This window comes from Micropruina sonneratiae (assembly GCF_025972045.1).
GTDB classification, from domain to species: domain Bacteria; phylum Actinomycetota; class Actinomycetes; order Propionibacteriales; family Propionibacteriaceae; genus Micropruina; species Micropruina sonneratiae.
On record NZ_JAPDHX010000007.1, the window covers coordinates 70,204 to 86,766 of the forward strand.

Genomic DNA, 16,563 nt, shown 5'->3' on the forward strand with positions numbered 1-16,563 from the left:
CCTGTCCGGCTCAGGCCTGGCCGGGATTGGTCTTGGGCTTGGGTTGCCCCTGCTTGCGGGCGGCGCGGCTCGCACGCGACGGCTGCTGCCGGCGCACCTGTTGGCGCTGCACCTGTGATTGGGCGGACGCCGGCTCGTCGGTCTCCTTCGCCACCGCGGTACCGGTGCGGCTCTGCCGGGCCACCTTGGTGGTGTCGGTCGTCGTCGTGCTCGCCGGGGCCGTCTTGCGCCCCTTGCCGGAACGCTTCCGGGCGATCTCGTCGGGATCCTTGCCCTTGGCGCGCATCCGCTCCTCCCAGTCGATGTAGGCGGGAGTGTTCGGGGCCGGGTTGTTGTGGATCAGGATGTACTGCTGCGCCATCGTCCAGGTGTTCGACACCAGCCAGTACAGCAGCACGCCGACGGGAATGTTCACGCCCATGAACAGGTACATGAACGGGAAGACGTAGAGCATGATCTTCTGCTGCTGGGCGAACTGCCCGGTCAGCGCTTCCGGCGGCATGTTCTTGCGCATCAGCTGCAGCTGGGTGATGAACAACACCACGGTCATCCCGATGACCAGCACCGCGCACAGCCACTGGGTGGGGCCGAACCCGTTGGTCAGCGGCCAGAACACCCCGGAGAGCTTCGCGCCGAAGATGGTGGCGTTCCGCAGCAGTTCGGACTGTTCGACGCTGAACACGCCGATCGCGTGACCCTGGGAGGCCTGCCACAGCACCTGGTACAGGGAGATGAAGATCGGCATCTGCAGCAGCAGCGGCAGACAGGACGCCATGGGGTTGACGCCCTCTTCCTTGTACAGCTTCATCGTCTCCTGGCCGAGACGCTCGCGGTCGTGACCCCACTTCTCCTGCAACGCCTTCTGCTGCGGGCCGAGCATCTGCATGTTGCGCGACGAGCGGATCTGCCGCACGAACAGGGGGATCAGCAGGGTCCTGATCACCACGGTCAGCGAGATGATCGCCAGTGCCCAGGCCCAACCGCTGTCTTCGCCGAGGAAGGACGCGTACAGCGAGTGGAAGCTGGACATGATCCACGACACCGCCAGGTACAGCGGCTGCATCATCGTGTTGAGGCCGCCGAGGATGTCACCCCACAGGTCCAGCGGGACGATCTGCGGAATCGGTGGGATCACGATGCTCCTCGTGGTTGCGGATGTGTGTGTTGCTGTTCGGCCGCCCAGGCCCGCGCGGCGTCTGTGCCGGGAACGGGGTCGTAGCCGCCGAGCGACCAGGGGTGGCAACGGCCCAGCCTGCGCGCCGCGAGCCCGGTGCCGCGCCAGGCGCCGTGCACCGTGACCGCTTCGAGCGCGTACGCCGAACAGGAGGGATAGAACTTGCACACCTGCCCGTACAGCGGACTTATCAGGAAGCGGTACGCCCTCAACAGCGCGATCAGCACGACCCTCATCGGCTTGCCAGCCGTTCGGTGGCGCTGGTCCAGGCGGAGTCGAGATCGCCGGCCACCGGCCCGTGGTGGGGCAGGGCACGCACCACGACGTCCACGGTGAACGGCGTGCCGGCCAGCCGGCCGGCCACCAGGTGACGCAGCTGCCGCTTCACCCGGTTGCGGGTGACGGCGTTGCCGACCGCCTTCGAGACGACGAAGCCCGCCCGCGACGGCGGAGTATCGGTGCGCAGCATGTGCAGCACCAGCGAGGGGCGTCCACAACGGATGCCCCGGCGCGTGGTGGCACGGAACTCCTCGGCGGTCCGTAGCCGTGCCGACTTGGCCAGCACCTGACGGCTCGACGGGGCTTGATCAGCCGGCGAGACGGGCGCGGCCGCGGCTACGGCGGGCCGAGATGATGGCGCGGCCGGCGCGGGTGCGCATCCGCAGGCGGAAGCCATGGGTACGGCTGCGGCGCCGGTTGCTCGGCTGGAAGGTGCGCTTGCTCACGGTAGTGCTCCCCGTTTCAATGTCTTGCTCGAACCGATGCGCCCACTCCGGGCGCACGCGAAGAGTCGCTGGCGGCGACCTGCCAAGGTTACGCGGGGGTGGCAAGCGGGGGCAAACCGGGGCCGTCGGACGCCGTCGAGGCGACACGCCGAGGGGACGGGAAAATCCTGAAAACGGGTTTGCAGATGGCCCCGGGGAGGGCTAGCGTTTCGGTCCGTTGGCCCTTCGCTCGTCGTTCCTCCGGACCGTCCGCTTGTTCACACCCTGTGGAAAACTCGTGTGGACGGCGAGATCGACCCCAGCCGCACGACAGTGGAGGAAGCGCCCGTGCCGGATCACCAGATGACCACCAGCGGGGACGCGCCCGACCTGGAGGACGCCTGGCGGTTCGTGCGGTCCGCTGCCGACACTCCCTCCCGAGCCTGGTTGGGCAGCACGCGTGCGGCGACCATGCACGACAGCACTTTCATCGTCAGCGTGCCCAACGACTTCACCCGCAGCCGGGTCGAGACCAGGCTGCGCACGTGGGTCGAGGCGCAGCTGAGCACCTATTTCGGTCGCCCGATCGGCATCGCGACCGTCATCCTGCCCGGTACCGAGGCGGCAGCCGACGACGAGCCCCTGCTCGACGACAGCCCGCTGCCCTCCAGCGCCGTGCAGGTGCAGGAACCGGCGCAGGACGATCGGCTCACCGGCCGGCTCAATCCGAAGTACACCTTCGAATCGTTCGTCATCGGCAGCTCGAACCGGTTCGCCCACGCCGCGGCCGTCGCGGTGGCCGAGGCTCCCGGCAAGGCGTACAACCCGCTGATGATCTACGGCGAGTCCGGGCTCGGCAAGACGCACCTGCTGCACGCGCTCGGCCACTACGTCCGCAGTTACCACACCAACCGGCGGGTCAAGTACGTCTCGACCGAAGAGCTCACCAACGACTTCATCAACGCGATCACCGACAACCGGACGGCCGACTTCCGGCGCACCTATCGCGACGTGGACGTGCTGCTGATCGACGACATCCAGTTCCTGGAGTCGAAGATCCAGACGCAGGAGGAGTTCTTCCACACGTTCAACACGCTGCACACCGCGCAGAAGCAGATCGTGATCACCTCCGACCGGCCGCCCAAGTCGCTGGAGGCGCTGGAGCCACGGCTGCGCAGCCGTTTCGAGTGGGGACTGATGACCGACATCCAGCCGCCCGACCTGGAGACGCGGATCGCCATCCTGCGCAAGAAGGCGGCCGCCGAGCGGCTCACCGCGGGCCCCGACGTGCTGGAGTTCATCGCCAGCAAGATCCCCACCAACATCCGCGAACTCGAGGGCGCGCTGATCCGGGTGACCGCCTTCGCGAGCCTCAACCGGCAGGAGGTCGACCTGCCGCTTGCCGAGGTCGTGTTGCGCGACCTCATTCCGCACAGCGACGACATTCCGATCACCGCGGCCCTCATCCAGGCCGAGACCGCCGCCTACTTCTCGATCACCACCGACGACCTGTGCGGCACCAGCCGCGTCCAGAGCGTGGTGATCGCCCGGCAGATCGCGATGTACCTGTGTCGCGAGCTCACCGACCTGTCGCTGCCCAAGCTGGGCCAGTCGTTCGGCGGCCGCGACCACACCACCGTGATGCACGCGGACAAGAAGATCCGCGGCCTGCTCGGTGAGGACCGGAAGATCTTCAATCAGGTCGCCGAGCTCACCAACCGGATCAAGCAGCGCGCCGCGCGGCGTTGAGCCCGGCTCCGCGCCGACTCCGCACCGGTCACGGTGCGTCCTGCTTCCTTCCCGCGGCCTCGCGGTGCTCACAACTTTCCTGTCGTTCGTCGTGGAAAACCGCTGTGGGTACGGCCCACGACCTGTGGACAACGACGGACGCCGCGCCGTCGTCCGCATCTTCCACCCGTGTGATTTCGACTTCTCCACAACCGTACGACCAGCCGCATCTGCGGTCCGACAACGGGTTTTGGTGGTTTTCCACAGTATCCCCAGCAGTGATGACTACGAGGAAACGAATTACGCAAAGAGTCACTAAAAGCAGCGCGCTCCCCATGGTGTGGACGGGGCTCGGTGCCCAGTCGCTGCGGATATGATCGTCGTCCGGAGTACGAGCAAGGGAGCCTGAGTGAAAATCCGTCTCGATCGTGATGTTCTCGCCGAAGCGGTCGCGTGGACGGCCCGTAGCCTCCCGACCAGGCCCAGCGTTCCGATCCTCGCCGGCCTGCTGGTCAAGGCGGCCGACGGCCAGGTCGTGATGTCGAGCTTCGACTACGAGACGTCGGCCCAGATCAGCGTGAAGGCCGAGGTGACCGACGACGGCGTCGCCCTCGTGTCGGGACGCCTGCTGGCCGACATCGCGCGTTCCCTGCCGGGCAAGCCGGTCGACATCACCGCCGACAGCAGCCGGATGGAACTGGTCTGCGGCAGCGCCCGGTTCACCCTGCAGACCCTGCCGGTGGACGACTACCCGGCCCTGCCGACGATGCCCGAGGCGACCGGCACCGTGGCCAGCGAGGACTTCTCCCGTGCCGTCGCGCAGGTCGTGGTGGCCGCCGGCCGCGACGAGCTGCTGCCGGTGTTCACCGGCGTCCGGATGGAGATCGAGGGCGACACCCTGTCGCTGCTGGCCACCGACCGGTACCGGATGGCGCTCAAGGAGCTGCCCTGGAGCCCCAGCAGCGGGCGCACCGACGGTGCGGCGCTGGTGCCGGCCCGGGTGCTGGGCGAGACGGCCAAGTCGATGACATCGGGCGAGGTGGTGACGCTGAGCCTGGCCGGCAGCAGTTCCGGCGACGGGCTGATCGGCTTCGAGGGCGACGGGCCGGCCGGCGTCCGTGAGATCACCACCCGGCTGCTCGACGGCGAGTTCCCCAAGGTGCGCCACCTGATGAGCGTGCAGGCCGCGGTCACGGTGCGGGCCAACACCGCCGAGGTGATCTCCGCGGTGAAGCGGGTCGGGCTGGTGGCCGAGCGCAACACGTCACTGCGGATGCTGATCGGTGACCAGGCGATCACCCTCGAGGCCGCCACCGGCGACCAGGCACAGGCCGTCGAGGCCCTCGAGGCGGTGGTCACCGACGAGACCGGCGGCGGCCTGGTGATGACGGCCGCCGGCTTCAACCCGCACTACCTGTCGGACGCCCTCGCCGCGCTCGACGCCCCCTACGTCCACTTCGCGTTCACCGCCCCGGGCAAGCCCTGCCTGATCACGGCGCTGACCGAACTCGACGGCGACCCGCAGACCGACTACCGCCACGTGATCATGCTGATGCGGCTGCCGGCCTGACCACGCACGGAAGGATCCCCCATGGAACTCGGACTCGTCGGCCTGGGCCGGATGGGCGGCAACATGCGCGAACGCCTGCGTCGCGCCGGCCACACCGTCGTCGGTTACGACCACAACCCCGACGTCACCGATGCTTCGTCCCTGGCCGACATGGTCGGCCGGCTCAGTGGGCCGCGGGTGGTCTGGGTCATGCTGCCGATCCAGTTCGTCGACGACACCGTTACCGAGCTGGCCGGACTGCTCAGCCCGGGTGACCTGGTCATCGACGGCGGGAACACCCAGTGGGTCGAAGACCACAAGCACGAGGCGCAGCTCGCCGACAAGGGAATTCACTTCGTCGACTGCGGCGTGTCGGGCGGCGTGTGGGGGTTGGAGAACGGCTACGCGCTGATGGCGGGTGGCGATGCCGCCGACGTCGCACTCGCCCAGCCGATCTTCGACGCGCTCAAGCCCGAGGGCGAGTTCGGTTTCGTGCACGCCGGCGACGTCGGCGCCGGGCACTTCGCCAAGATGGTGCACAACGGCATCGAGTACGGGCTCATGCAGGCCTACGCCGAGGGCTGGGAGTTGCTCGAGAAGGCCGGCGAGGTGAGCAACGTCCCGCAGATCTTCAACTCGTGGCGTGAGGGCACCGTCATCCGCTCGTGGCTGCTCGACCTGCTGGTCCGGGCGCTCGACGACGATGAGCACCTGGACCGGATCGAGGGCTATGCGGCCGATTCCGGTGAGGGTCGCTGGACGGTGAACGCGGCGGTCGACCTGGGCGTCCCGGTGCCCACCATGGCTGCTGCGCTGTTCGCTCGCTTCACCTCCCAGCAGGAGGATTCGCCGTCGATGAAGATGGTCGCCGCGATGCGCAACCAGTTCGGCGGCCATCCGGTCAGGACCGAGGGCCAGTAGCTGCTGCCGTAAGGTGACGGCGTGTTCGTCACCCACCTCTCGCTCGCGGATTTCCGCTCCTACCCGGGCGTCGAGCTGGCTCTCGACCCGGGAGTGACGACGTTCACCGGCGCCAACGGCCAGGGCAAGACGAACCTGGTCGAGGCGGTCGACTACCTGGCCACGCTGGGCTCGCACCGGGTGGCCGGCGAGGTGCCGCTGGTGCGGCACGGTGCCGAGCGCGCGATCGTCCGGGCGCGGGTGCAGGCGGGCCTGGGCGACTCCCGCCAGTTGCTGCTCGAGGTGGAGCTGATCCCCGGCCGGCAGAACCGGGCGAGTTTGAACCGGGCACCGCTGCGGCGGCCGCGAGAGCTGCTGGGGGCGCTGCGCACGGTGGTGTTCTCGCCCGAGGACCTGAGCCTGGTCAAGGGCGACCCCAGTGAGCGTCGGCGCTTCATCGACGAGCTGATCACCACCCGGTGGCCGCGGCTGGCCGGCGTCCGGGCCGACTACGACCGGGTGCTGAAGCAGCGCGCGACGTTGCTGAAGTCGCTGTCGGGCCGGGGCCGGTCGATCGGCGACGGTGCGGCTGCGACGTTGGAGGTGTGGGACGAGTCGCTGGCCGGCTTCGGCGCCGAGCTGGTGCACGCCCGGGTCAGGACCTTGACCGACCTCGCCCCGCACGTGGCCGGCGCCTACGCCGCGATCGCGCCTACCAACAACGACGCAAAGGTGGGCTACCGCAGCCCGATCGCCCCCGAGCCGGCCACCACGGTCGACGAGCTGCAGGCACGGCTGGTGCTGGCGATGGGCGAACGCCGGGCCGAGGAGATCGCCCGGGGGTTGTGCCTGGTCGGCCCGCACCGCGACGACCTCACCCTCGAGCTGGGCGAGCTGCCCGCCAAGGGCTACGCCTCGCACGGCGAATCGTGGTCGTTGGCCCTGTCGCTGAAGCTGGCCTCGTTCGACCTGCTGCGGGCCGACGGTGTGCAACCGGTGCTGATCCTGGACGACGTCTTCGCCGAGCTCGACCAGATGCGGCGGCAGCGGCTGGCGGGCATGATTGCCGAAGCCGAACAGGTGCTGATCACCGCCGCGGTGCCGGCCGACGTTCCCGCCGAGCTGGGCGGCCGCCGGTTCCGGGTCGGTGGCGGTGAGGTGAGCGAGGTGGAGCATGCCGGAACCTGACGCCGGCGAGCACGATCCGACCGGACTCGAGCTGGCCCGGTTGATCGCGCGCAACGCCCAGGGTCTGCCGGCGACCCAGCCGGCGCCGAAGCAGCGCCGCGAGCCACGGCGTCCGGCCAAGCAGCAGCGGTCGGGGTCGGATCCGCAACCGCTGGGCGAGGCGATCGACGAGCTGATCACCAGCCGCGGCTGGGACACCGAGGTGAGCCTGCACCATCTGCTCGGACGCTGGGCAGACCTGGTCGGCCCGGTGAACGCCGAGCATTCCCGGCCGGAGGGGTTCGAGAACGCCGTGCTGCAGGTGCGCACCGACTCGACCGCCTGGGCGACCAACCTGCGCATGCTGGCGCCGGCCATCGTCGCGCGGCTCAACGACCAGCTCGGCGACGGCACGGTCACCCGGATCAACGTCAAGGGCCCGGACGCCCCGAGCTGGAAGCACGGGCTGCGCAGCGTCCGCGACGGCCGTGGCCCGCGGGACACCTACGGCTGAGCCGGTGCGGACTGCCGTCGGTTTAGGATCACGATCACCATGCCAGCCCTTCGCACCCTGTCAGGTTCGCTGAACCAACTGGCCACCACGACGGTCGGCGTCTGGTGGCGCTGCCTGCCCCGGCTGCTGGCCATCGCGGTGCTGGGCTGGGCCGGCTACCGCGTCTTCACCTACCTGGCGGCGATGGCCGTCGACGTCAGTGCCTGGCTCTCGCTGTTCGTGCTGGCCCTGGGTTTCGTGGTCAACCTGTCCGCGATCATCATCGGCCTGCGGACCGCCGGCGAGGAGTTGCAGATCCGGCAGACCGTGCCGCTGGCCGAGGACGACCCGCGGGACAACTCGATCTCGCACCTGTTGTCGATCACCCTGTTGCCGTTCCTGGGCATCTACGCGGTGTTCGACGTGGTCACCGACGCGGCCAACCAGATCCAGGTCAACTACTGGGTGCTGAACGGTCTCACCTTCGAACGGCAGGTGCTCAGCCAGCTCAACCCGCAGGCCGAGGGCAACAGCCTGTGGGCGATCGTCGGGCTGATCATCGGCCTGTACGTCGCCCGCCGGCTCATCGAACTGTGGTTCGAACGCACCGGCCTGCGACCGCTCGGCCTGCTGTCGGCGCTGGTCGAGGGCTGTTTCATGCTGATCGTGGTGATGAGCGGCCGACAGCTCGTGGTCAGCATCGGCAAGTGGGTCGACGATCGCGCCTTCCGGGTGTGGCTCGACTATCCCGGCTGGGGGTTGCAGCACGTGTTCGGCCTGATCGGCGTCGACGTCGGTGCCTGGCTCGACCAGGTCGGGGCGCTGTGGTGGGACAGCGTCTGGCCCGGTATCAGTGCGATGGTGGTGGAGCCGATGCTGTGGCTGGCGCTGGCGGCGCTGGTGTTCGGCAACCGGGTGATCTCGGCCGCGGACCTGTGGCGGCAGGGCAGGCCCGTCACCCTCAAGTCCCGCCGGGCCGAGGTGAACGTCGGCGAGCGCCAGCGCCGGTTGGCGCTGGAGGTGCAGGAGGCGTTCTTCGGCGACCTGAACGACAAGTACCTGCCGACGTGGCAGTCGTTGCGCCTGGTGCTGGGCGTGGGGGCGTCCTTCTTCGCCGCCTTCGTCATCTGTTACGGCGTGCTGGTGACCGGTGAGGACTGGCTGACCCGGGGGATGTACTGGGTGCTCGGTGGTCATCCGGCGGCGTTCTGGTCGATGGCCGGACCGTTCATCGACCTGATCTCCACGGCCGTCGGGGAACCCCTGCGCTGGGCGTTGCTGGCGACGGCCTTCCACACCTGCCTGGCCCTGTTCGCCTCCCGCGGCGGGCAGCCGGTCCCCGACGAACCGGACGCCGTGGCCGCGGCGGCCGGGGCGGCGCCGGCGTCCGAGGTGACGGAGCGATGACGGCGCGACTGCGGCGGTGGCTGGTGGCGATCGTCGCCTGCGCGGCGATGGTCGGCCTGCACGCCTACTCGGGGGAGTTCCCCAACGAGCACGTCAGCAGGGCCTCGGTGGGTACGCCGGCGGCGTTGTACGACGCAACGGTCACGGTCAACTCGTACGCGATCGGGCAGGTGCTGTACAACGACACCTTGTTCCAGGGCCGCTCAGGGGTGATCTACCTGGCGGTCAACATCACCATCGCCAATCCGCGTGGGGAACGCAGCGTGAACTGGCAGGTCGGGGGCGAGGCCAACGGCCGCACATTCGCTGCCAACGACCTGCTCGACATGCCCCAGCCCGGCTTCCGGATCACCCAGGATGTGGTGTTCGAGCTCGACCCCGCCGACCTGGCCGGCTTCACCGTCAGCTTCCTGCACCGGGCCACCATCTACGCCTATGACCCCAAGATCGTCGTCGACCTGGGCATCACGGCCGAACGGGCCGACGAGCTGCTCGCCGCCGACCGGTACGCCACCGTCACCACCGTCAAGGCCACGCCCGAGGTGATCCGATGAGTGCCCGCGGCCGGCAGTGGCTGGGCACGGCCGCCATCGTGGCGATGGTGCTGGCCCTGACCACCGCGTGGGCGGGCTGGCTGAACGCCCGGTCGAGCCCGCACTACCAGCAGGCCGGCCCGGGAGCGTTCGCCGATCCGGTGCCCGAGGGCAGCATGCCGATCCGGCTGGCGTCGTTGACCGCCACCCCGGTGCTGCTCACCGACCGGGACCAGGTGCCGTCCGCGGCCGGCACGGTGTGGGTGGTTGCCCTGCTGGAGTACCAGCCGCCCCCCGACGGCAGCTTCTGCATGGTCGACCTCGTTGCGGTCGACGGACGCCGCTGGTCGACGGTCAGCGTGCTGGAGTACACCGGCGAGCGTGGGCACGAGGCGGACTGCCTGGCCAAGCCGGGCGAGCGGGAACCGGTGGCCGAACTGCTGTACCAGGTGCCCGAGGACGTCGTGGACGAACTGGCCGGGCTGGCCAGCAGTTCGACCGGGTACCGCGGCCTGAACCCCTACTGGGTCCTCACGCCACCGGGCTGATGCTTCCCGGCGCCGGCGTGACGGCGACCCTGACTCAGGGTTCGGTCTCGGGTTCGGTCACCACCGGCACTTCGAAGCGGTAGGCGATCCGGGCCGCCGACCACACCATGTCGCCCTCGCCGGTGGGGCTGCGGTCGATCCATTCGAGCTCGGAGATGCCCACCGTCACCAAGTCGGTGTCGGGGAAGGTGTCGTAGTCGAAGACCAGCTGGCACGGCACCGGCGGGGTGCCCGGATTCAGCGAGTTCGAGCCGCCCAGGGTCTCACCGGGGCCGAAGAACAGCGAGGCGTCGCCGACGACCTCACGGCTGGTCGGGTGCTGCATCGAGAAGCCGTTGCTGACCAGCCGGTCCGCCGACGACACCAGGGGTTCGTCGGTGTTGTTGCGGCACATGCCGAACACGTACACGTTCCACTCGCCGTAGCCTTCGCGGGCCAGCGCCCGCTGCACCGAGATGGACAGCGGGCCCATGTCGACCTCGGTGCCCACCGGCAGCCGGAACAACCGGTCGGTGGCCCGGTTGAAGCCGCCGGCCAACCAGACTCCCGCGGTCAGGGCGAGCACGCAGGCCAGCACGATCAGCAAAGCCGGAACCGACCGCCCGGGCCGCCCGCCGTCCCCGGGTTCGTCCCCATCGTTCGCCGCCACGGCCAGCAGTCTAGGCCGGTCGGGTCCGTCACGACTGTGAAGGCGGTGCAGCCTGGACGAGTATGGGACCACGTCCACGGGGGGAGATCGGCTCAGATGGCCGTTTCTGGCCCTCCTGGCCAGAAAGGCGTCCGAAATGGGGGCTGCGGATTGGGGTCCTGGGCATGCAGCCGGTAGACTTGGGAAGGTTCCGAACCCGCCCGCTTCCTCGCGTCCGACGACCGGACGTCCGGGCGGGTTCGCGTGAGTGCAAACCCGAGAAGAGGGATCCGAGTGAGCGAAGCGACGACCGGTGTGCCCGTGGCCGGCCGACAGACCTCCGCGGTCGCGGCCGGCAACTACGACGCCAGCGCGATCACCGTGCTGGAGGGGCTCGAGGCCGTCCGCAAGCGGCCAGGCATGTACATCGGCTCGACCGGCGAGCGCGGCCTGCACCACCTGGTCTACGAGGTGGTGGACAACTCCGTCGACGAGGCGCTGGCCGGCTACTGCGACCTGATCATCGTCCGGCTGCTCGACGAGGGCGGCGTCCAGGTGATCGACAACGGCCGCGGCATCCCGGTGGCCGAGCACCCCAAGGAGAAGATCCCGGCGGTCACCGTGGCGCTGACCGTGCTGCATGCCGGCGGCAAGTTCGGCGACGGCGGCTACAAGGTGTCCGGCGGCCTGCACGGCGTCGGCGTCTCGGTGGTGAACGCGCTGTCCAGCCATCTGACCGTCGACGTCAGGCGCGACGAGTACCACTGGCAGCAGTCGTTCTCGCTCGGCGACCCCGACGGCCCGCTGCAGCGGCTCGAGCCGACCGACGAGACCGGGACGACCGTCACCTTCTACGCCAGCCCGGACATCTTCGAGACGACCACCTACAGCTACGAGACCCTGGCGACCCGGTTCCGCGAGATGGCGTTCCTGAACAAGGGGCTGACCATCCAGCTGATCGATGAGCGTTCAGACCGGCGCGCCGACGAGGACGAGGAGCCGCACAGCGACACCTTCGTGTTCCACGACGGCCTGATCGACTTCGTGAAGTTCCTCACCGGCACCAAGGAGACCATCCACCCCTCGGTGATCGCGATCGATGCGGCCAGTGATGAGCAGCGGCTCAGCCTCGAGGTGGCGATGCAGTGGAACGCGTCGTTCAACGAGAGCGTGCACACCTTCGCCAACACCATCAACACCCACGAGGGCGGTACGCACGAAGAGGGCTTCCGCGCCGCGCTGACCAACACGGTCAACAAGTGGGGCGAGCAGTGGGGGCTGATCAAGAAGCGCGACGACCGGGTCTCCGGCGACGACATCCGCGAGGGGCTGACGGCGATCATCAGCGTGAAGCTGGCCGAGCCGCAGTTCGAGGGCCAGACCAAGACCAAACTGGGCAACACCGAGGCCCGCTCGTTCGTCCAGCGGGTGGTCAACGACCTGCTCGGCGACTGGTTCGAGAAGAACCCCGCCGAGGGCCGCGACATCGTCCGCAAGGCGCAGGCCGCGGCGTCCGCCCGGCTGGCGGCACGCAAGGCGCGCGACATCGCCCGTAGTCGTAAGGGTCTGCTGAAGACCGGTCAGTACGGCAAGCTGTCCGACTGCCAGTCGACCGAACCGGCCGAGTGCGAGGTGTTCATCGTCGAGGGCGACTCCGCCGGCGGTTCGGCCAAGGGTGGCCGCGACCCGCGCATTCAGGCGATCCTACCGATCCGCGGCAAGATCCTGAACGTCGAGAAGGCACGGCTCGACAAGATCCTGCAGAACAAAGAGGTCGAGGCGATCTTCAACGTGCTCGGCACCGGCGTCCAGGACGACTTCGACGTCAACAAGCTGCGGTACCACAAGATCGTGCTGATGGCGGACGCCGACGTCGACGGGGCGCACATCCGCACCCTGCTGCTGACCCTGCTGTTCCGATTCATGAAGCCGCTGATCGACCACGGCCACGTGTACCTGGCGCAGCCGCCGCTCTACCGGCTGCGCTGGACCAACGCCCCGCACGAGCTCGCCTATTCGGACGCCGAGCGCGACGCCCTGCGCGACGCCGGGTTCGAGGCCGGGAAGAAGCTGCCGGCGCCGAACAACAACCCGATCCAGCGCTACAAGGGCCTGGGCGAGATGAACGCCGACGACCTGTGGGACACCACCATGGACCCGGACAAGCGGTCGCTGCTGCAGGTCACCCTCGAGGACGCCGCCGCCGCCGACAACATGTTCTCGATCCTGATGGGTGAGGAGGTGGAGCCCCGGCGGCACTTCATCCAGCGCAACGCCAAGGACGTCCGCTTCCTCGACATCTGATGCGTCCCTCGTCATCCCGGCGAACGCCGGGGACCCCGTACCCCGTCCATCCAATGATTGGAGACTGACCGATGACTGACGGTCCGATCGACGGCGACCCCACCGACGTGCCCGGCGCGGGAGAGGTTCCCGACGCGTCCACCCCGGGCGACGACACCTCACCGGAGCCGACCACGGCCCGCACCGACGAGATCGACCTGAACGTCGAGATCCAGCGCTCCTATCTCGACTACGCGATGAGCGTGATCGTGGGCCGGGCGCTGCCCGACGTCCGCGACGGGCTCAAGCCGGTGCACCGCCGGGTGATCTACGCCATGTACGACGGCGGATACCGGCCCGACCGCGGCTGGAACAAGTGCTCGCGTGTCGTCGGCGAGGTGATGGGCCTGTACCACCCGCACGGCGACTCGGCGATCTACGACACCCTGGTGCGGCTGGCGCAGCCGTGGGTGATGCGCGGCCCGCTGGTGGCCGGCCAGGGCAACTTCGGCTCGCCCGGCAACGACCCGGCCGCCGCCATGCGGTACACCGAGTGCCGGATGGCGCCGCTGGCGATGGAGATGGTCCGCGACATCAACGAGGACACCGTCGACTTCAAGCCGAACTACGACAACCGCGACAGCGAGCCCGTGGTGCTGCCGGCTCGGTTCCCGAACCTGCTGGTGAACGGGTCCACCGGCATCGCGGTGGGCATGGCCACCAACATCCCGACCCACAACCTGCGCGAGGTGGCCGAGGCCGTCCAGTGGTCGCTGGATCATCCCGACGCCACCAAGGAGGAGCTGCTCGAGGCCGCCATCGAGCGGATCAAGGGCCCCGACTTCCCGCTCGGCGCGCTGATCGTCGGCCGCAAGGGCATCGAGGACGCCTACCGCACCGGCCGTGGCTCGGTGATCATGCGGGCGGTCATCGACATCGAGGAGGACAAGGCGGGACGCACCCTGCTGGTGGTCACCGAACTGCCCTACATGTGCAACCCGGACAACCTGGCCACCAAGATCGCCGAGTTGGTCAACGCCGGGCGGCTGTCCGGCATCGCCGACATCCGCGACGACTCCTCGGCACGCACCGGGCAGCGACTGGTCATCGTGCTCAAGCGCGACGCGCAGCCACGGGTGGTGATGAACAACCTGTACAAGCACACCCAGCTTCAGGACACCTTCGGTTGCAACATGCTGGCGCTGGTCGACGACGTGCCGCGCACGCTGCGGCTGGACCAGTTCATCTCCCACTGGATCAAGCACCAGTTGAGCGTGATCCGCCGCCGGACCGCCTTCAGGTTGGCCGAGGCCGAGAAGATGGCGCACATCTACCGCGGTCTGGTGAAGGCGCTGGACGCCCTCGACGAGGTGATCGCGCTGATCCGGGCGTCCAGTGACGCCGAGGTGGCGCGGACGGGGCTGATGGGGCTGCTGGAGATCGACGAGCAGCAGGCCAACGCCATCCTGGAGATGCAGCTGCGCCGGCTGGCGGCGCTCGAGCGGCAGAAGATCATCGACCGGCTGCTCGAGCTCGAGCGCACCATCGCCGACCTGCAGGACATCCTGGACAAGCCGGAGCGGCAGCGCCGGATCATCGGCGAGGAGCTGGGCGAGATCGTCGAGAAGTTCGGCACCGACCGGCGCACCCGAATCATCTCCGCCGACGGCGACCTGTCCGACGAGGACCTGATCCCCGACCACGACGTGGTCGTCACGATCACCCACGGCGGCTACGCCAAGCGCACCCGCACCGACTCCTACCGCGCCCAGAAGCGCGGCGGGAAGGGGGTTCGCGGAGCGAGCCTGCGCGCAGACGACGAGGTCGAGCACCTGTTCGCCACCACCAACCACCACTGGATCCTGTTCTTCACCAACCTTGGCCGGGTGTACCGGGCGAAGGTGTGGCAGCTGCCCGAGGGTGGCCGCGACGCCCGCGGCGGGCACGTCGCCGGGCTGTTGTCGTTCCTGCCGGACGAGCACATCGCCCAGGTGCTGACTCTGCGCACCTACGCCGACGCGCCGTACCTGCTGCTGGCCACCAAGCGCGGGCTGGTGAAGAAGACATCGCTGACCGCCTACGACTCGCCGCGCCAGGCCGGCGTCCTGGCGATCAGCTTCCGCGACCCCGACGACGAGCTGATCGGCGCCGAGCTGTGCTCGTGGGTGGACGACGTGCTGCTGATCTCCCGCAAGGGCCAGGCCATCCGGTTCGCCGCGGACGACGAGCAACTGCGTCCGATGGGTCGGGTCACCTCGGGGGTGAGCGGGATGAAGTTCCGCGGTGAGGATTCGCTGCTCAGCCTGTCCATCATCGACGCCGACATGCCCGAGGACGACCGGTTCGTGTTCACCGTCACCGACGGGGGCTTCGCCAAGCGCACAGCCGTGTCGGAGTACCGGCAGCAGGGCCGCGGCGGCCTCGGCATCAAGGCGATGAAGCTCAACGAGGACCGCGGTTCGCTGGTCGGTGGCCTTGTCGTGCAGGAGAACGACGAGATCATGGCGATCAAGACCTCCGGTCAGATCATCAGGTCGTCGGTGAGCGAGGTGCCGACCAAGGGACGCGACACGATGGGGGTCAAGTTCGTGTCGGTGAACGGTGATGACTCCGTGTCGGTCATCGCTCTCTACCCGGAAACCGTCGAGGATGGGGAAGAATCGACCCAGGTGCAAACCTCGGATAGCGTTGCCCCGAACGAGGCCGATCCCGCAGCACCCGCTGACTGACGAGGGCGGTCGAGGAGGACTATGAGCGACCAACAGGGCAAAGCCCGGACGTCGGTGGCCGGGAATGCGTGGAGCACCGGCTCCACCGGCGACGGCGAGCCCGAGCTCTACCGGTCGGATTCCGGCGCCGCACGGCTGCCCGACCCGCCCGAGGCGGAGAGCACCCGGGTGCAGCCCGCGGCGTCCGAGGCCCCGGCCAAGCCGGCCCAACCGGCCCGCCCGGCCGTGGTCAGCGCCGGTCCGCGCTCCGTCTCCCGGCGCACCCGCAAGGCCCGGCTGCGGCTGTCGCGCATCGACCCGTGGTCGGTGATGAAGACGTCGTTCCTGTTCTCCATCGCGTTCGGGATCATGTTCTGGTTCGCCACCTACGTGGTGTGGTCGGTGATCGGGGCGTCCGGCCTGTTCGACGCGGTCAACAGCATCCTGCAGAGCCTGCTCTCCAACCCCAACGACCAGACGCAGATCCGGATCGAGGACTTCGTCAACACGAACAAGGTGCTGGGGGTCGCGGCGCTGATCGCCGTCATCAACGTGGTGCTGCTCACCGCGATCGGCACGCTGACGGCCTTCCTGTACAACCTGTCGGCCAACATTCTGGGCGGCCTGGAACTGACGCTGGCCGAGGACTGAGCGCACCGCTCGCCGCCCATCCGGGTGGGGAGGACTACCCGTTGGGTCGGTGGGTGACCTGCGCGCCCATAGAATGTCCGAAGCCCTGAA

At 68.7% G+C, this 16,563-nt stretch carries 15 protein-coding genes and 1 pseudogene; 11 read left to right on the forward strand and 5 right to left on the reverse strand.

Translation table 11 applies throughout. The annotated features are described in order from the left end of the window. Positions 1–10: 10 nt before the first annotated feature. From yidC to rpmH, 4 genes are all read right to left on the reverse strand, one after another. Positions 11–1,066, reverse strand: a complete 1,056-nt coding sequence (yidC, locus tag OIE40_RS15715; protein ID WP_264703863.1) for a membrane protein insertase YidC — start codon at positions 1,064–1,066, stop codon at positions 11–13. Positions 1,067–1,131: 65 nt separating this feature from the next. Beyond that, entirely contained in the window at positions 1,132–1,410 is a 279-nt protein-coding gene (gene yidD, locus OIE40_RS15720) for a membrane protein insertion efficiency factor YidD (protein ID WP_264703793.1), read from the reverse strand. Beyond that, on the reverse strand, positions 1,407–1,739 hold the full coding sequence (gene rnpA, locus OIE40_RS15725) for a ribonuclease P protein component (protein ID WP_264703795.1): 333 nt from the start codon (positions 1,737–1,739) through the stop codon (positions 1,407–1,409). The genes yidD and rnpA overlap by 4 nt, the downstream gene beginning before the upstream one ends. 22 nt (positions 1,740–1,761) lie before the next feature. After that, on the reverse strand, positions 1,762–1,899 hold the full coding sequence (gene rpmH / locus OIE40_RS15730; RefSeq protein WP_105186735.1) for a 50S ribosomal protein L34: 138 nt from the start codon (positions 1,897–1,899) through the stop codon (positions 1,762–1,764). Positions 1,900–2,241: 342 nt separating this feature from the next. Between rpmH and dnaA the strand changes: the two genes are divergently transcribed. From dnaA to OIE40_RS15770, 8 genes are all read left to right on the forward strand, one after another. Further along, positions 2,242–3,627: a chromosomal replication initiator protein DnaA gene (gene dnaA / locus OIE40_RS15735; protein ID WP_413774507.1), complete on the forward strand. Its 1,386-nt coding sequence runs from the start codon at positions 2,242–2,244 to the stop codon at positions 3,625–3,627. Between the two features lie 388 nt (positions 3,628–4,015). Continuing rightward, positions 4,016–5,176 carry a DNA polymerase III subunit beta gene (gene dnaN, locus OIE40_RS15740; protein WP_264703799.1) on the forward strand — a complete coding sequence of 387 codons (1,161 nt, stop codon included), beginning with the start codon at positions 4,016–4,018 and terminating at the stop codon, positions 5,174–5,176. 21 nt (positions 5,177–5,197) lie between these two features. Continuing rightward, positions 5,198–6,076 (forward strand): phosphogluconate dehydrogenase (NAD(+)-dependent, decarboxylating), encoded by an 879-nt coding sequence (gnd, locus tag OIE40_RS15745; protein WP_264703802.1) that lies wholly within the window; start codon positions 5,198–5,200, stop codon positions 6,074–6,076. Positions 6,077–6,097: 21 nt separating this feature from the next. Continuing rightward, complete coding sequence (recF, locus tag OIE40_RS15750) at positions 6,098–7,243, forward strand: DNA replication/repair protein RecF (protein ID WP_264703804.1); 1,146 nt, start codon at positions 6,098–6,100, stop codon at positions 7,241–7,243. Next, positions 7,230–7,736, forward strand: coding sequence for a DciA family protein (locus tag OIE40_RS15755; protein WP_264703805.1), 507 nt, complete (start codon positions 7,230–7,232; stop codon positions 7,734–7,736). Before recF ends, OIE40_RS15755 begins: the two co-directional genes overlap by 14 nt. A gap of 39 nt (positions 7,737–7,775) precedes the next feature. Beyond that, complete coding sequence (locus tag OIE40_RS15760; protein ID WP_264703808.1) at positions 7,776–9,122, forward strand: hypothetical protein; 1,347 nt, start codon at positions 7,776–7,778, stop codon at positions 9,120–9,122. Then, positions 9,119–9,676 (forward strand): hypothetical protein, encoded by a 558-nt coding sequence (locus tag OIE40_RS15765; protein WP_264703810.1) that lies wholly within the window; start codon positions 9,119–9,121, stop codon positions 9,674–9,676. The genes OIE40_RS15760 and OIE40_RS15765 overlap by 4 nt, the downstream gene beginning before the upstream one ends. Further along, complete coding sequence (locus OIE40_RS15770; protein ID WP_264703811.1) at positions 9,673–10,203, forward strand: hypothetical protein; 531 nt, start codon at positions 9,673–9,675, stop codon at positions 10,201–10,203. The genes OIE40_RS15765 and OIE40_RS15770 overlap by 4 nt, the downstream gene beginning before the upstream one ends. Before the next feature lie 34 nt (positions 10,204–10,237). Here OIE40_RS15770 and OIE40_RS15775 read toward each other — a convergent pair whose 3' ends face one another. Continuing rightward, the gene (locus OIE40_RS15775; protein ID WP_264703813.1) at positions 10,238–10,852 is read right to left on the reverse strand and encodes a hypothetical protein; all 615 of its coding nucleotides are present in this window, start codon (positions 10,850–10,852) and stop codon (positions 10,238–10,240) included. 333 nt (positions 10,853–11,185) lie between these two features. Between OIE40_RS15775 and gyrB the strand changes: the two are divergent. From gyrB to OIE40_RS15790, 3 genes and pseudogenes are all read left to right on the forward strand, one after another. Continuing rightward, positions 11,186–13,135 (forward strand): annotated as a pseudogene (gene gyrB, locus OIE40_RS15780) (DNA topoisomerase (ATP-hydrolyzing) subunit B); the annotation flags it as partial. Positions 13,136–13,206: 71 nt separating this feature from the next. Then, positions 13,207–15,843, forward strand: coding sequence for a DNA gyrase subunit A (gyrA, locus tag OIE40_RS15785; protein WP_413774505.1), 2,637 nt, complete (start codon positions 13,207–13,209; stop codon positions 15,841–15,843). Positions 15,844–15,864: 21 nt separating this feature from the next. After that, positions 15,865–16,473: a DUF3566 domain-containing protein gene (locus tag OIE40_RS15790; protein WP_264703815.1), complete on the forward strand. Its 609-nt coding sequence runs from the start codon at positions 15,865–15,867 to the stop codon at positions 16,471–16,473. Positions 16,474–16,563: the final 90 nt, after the last annotated feature.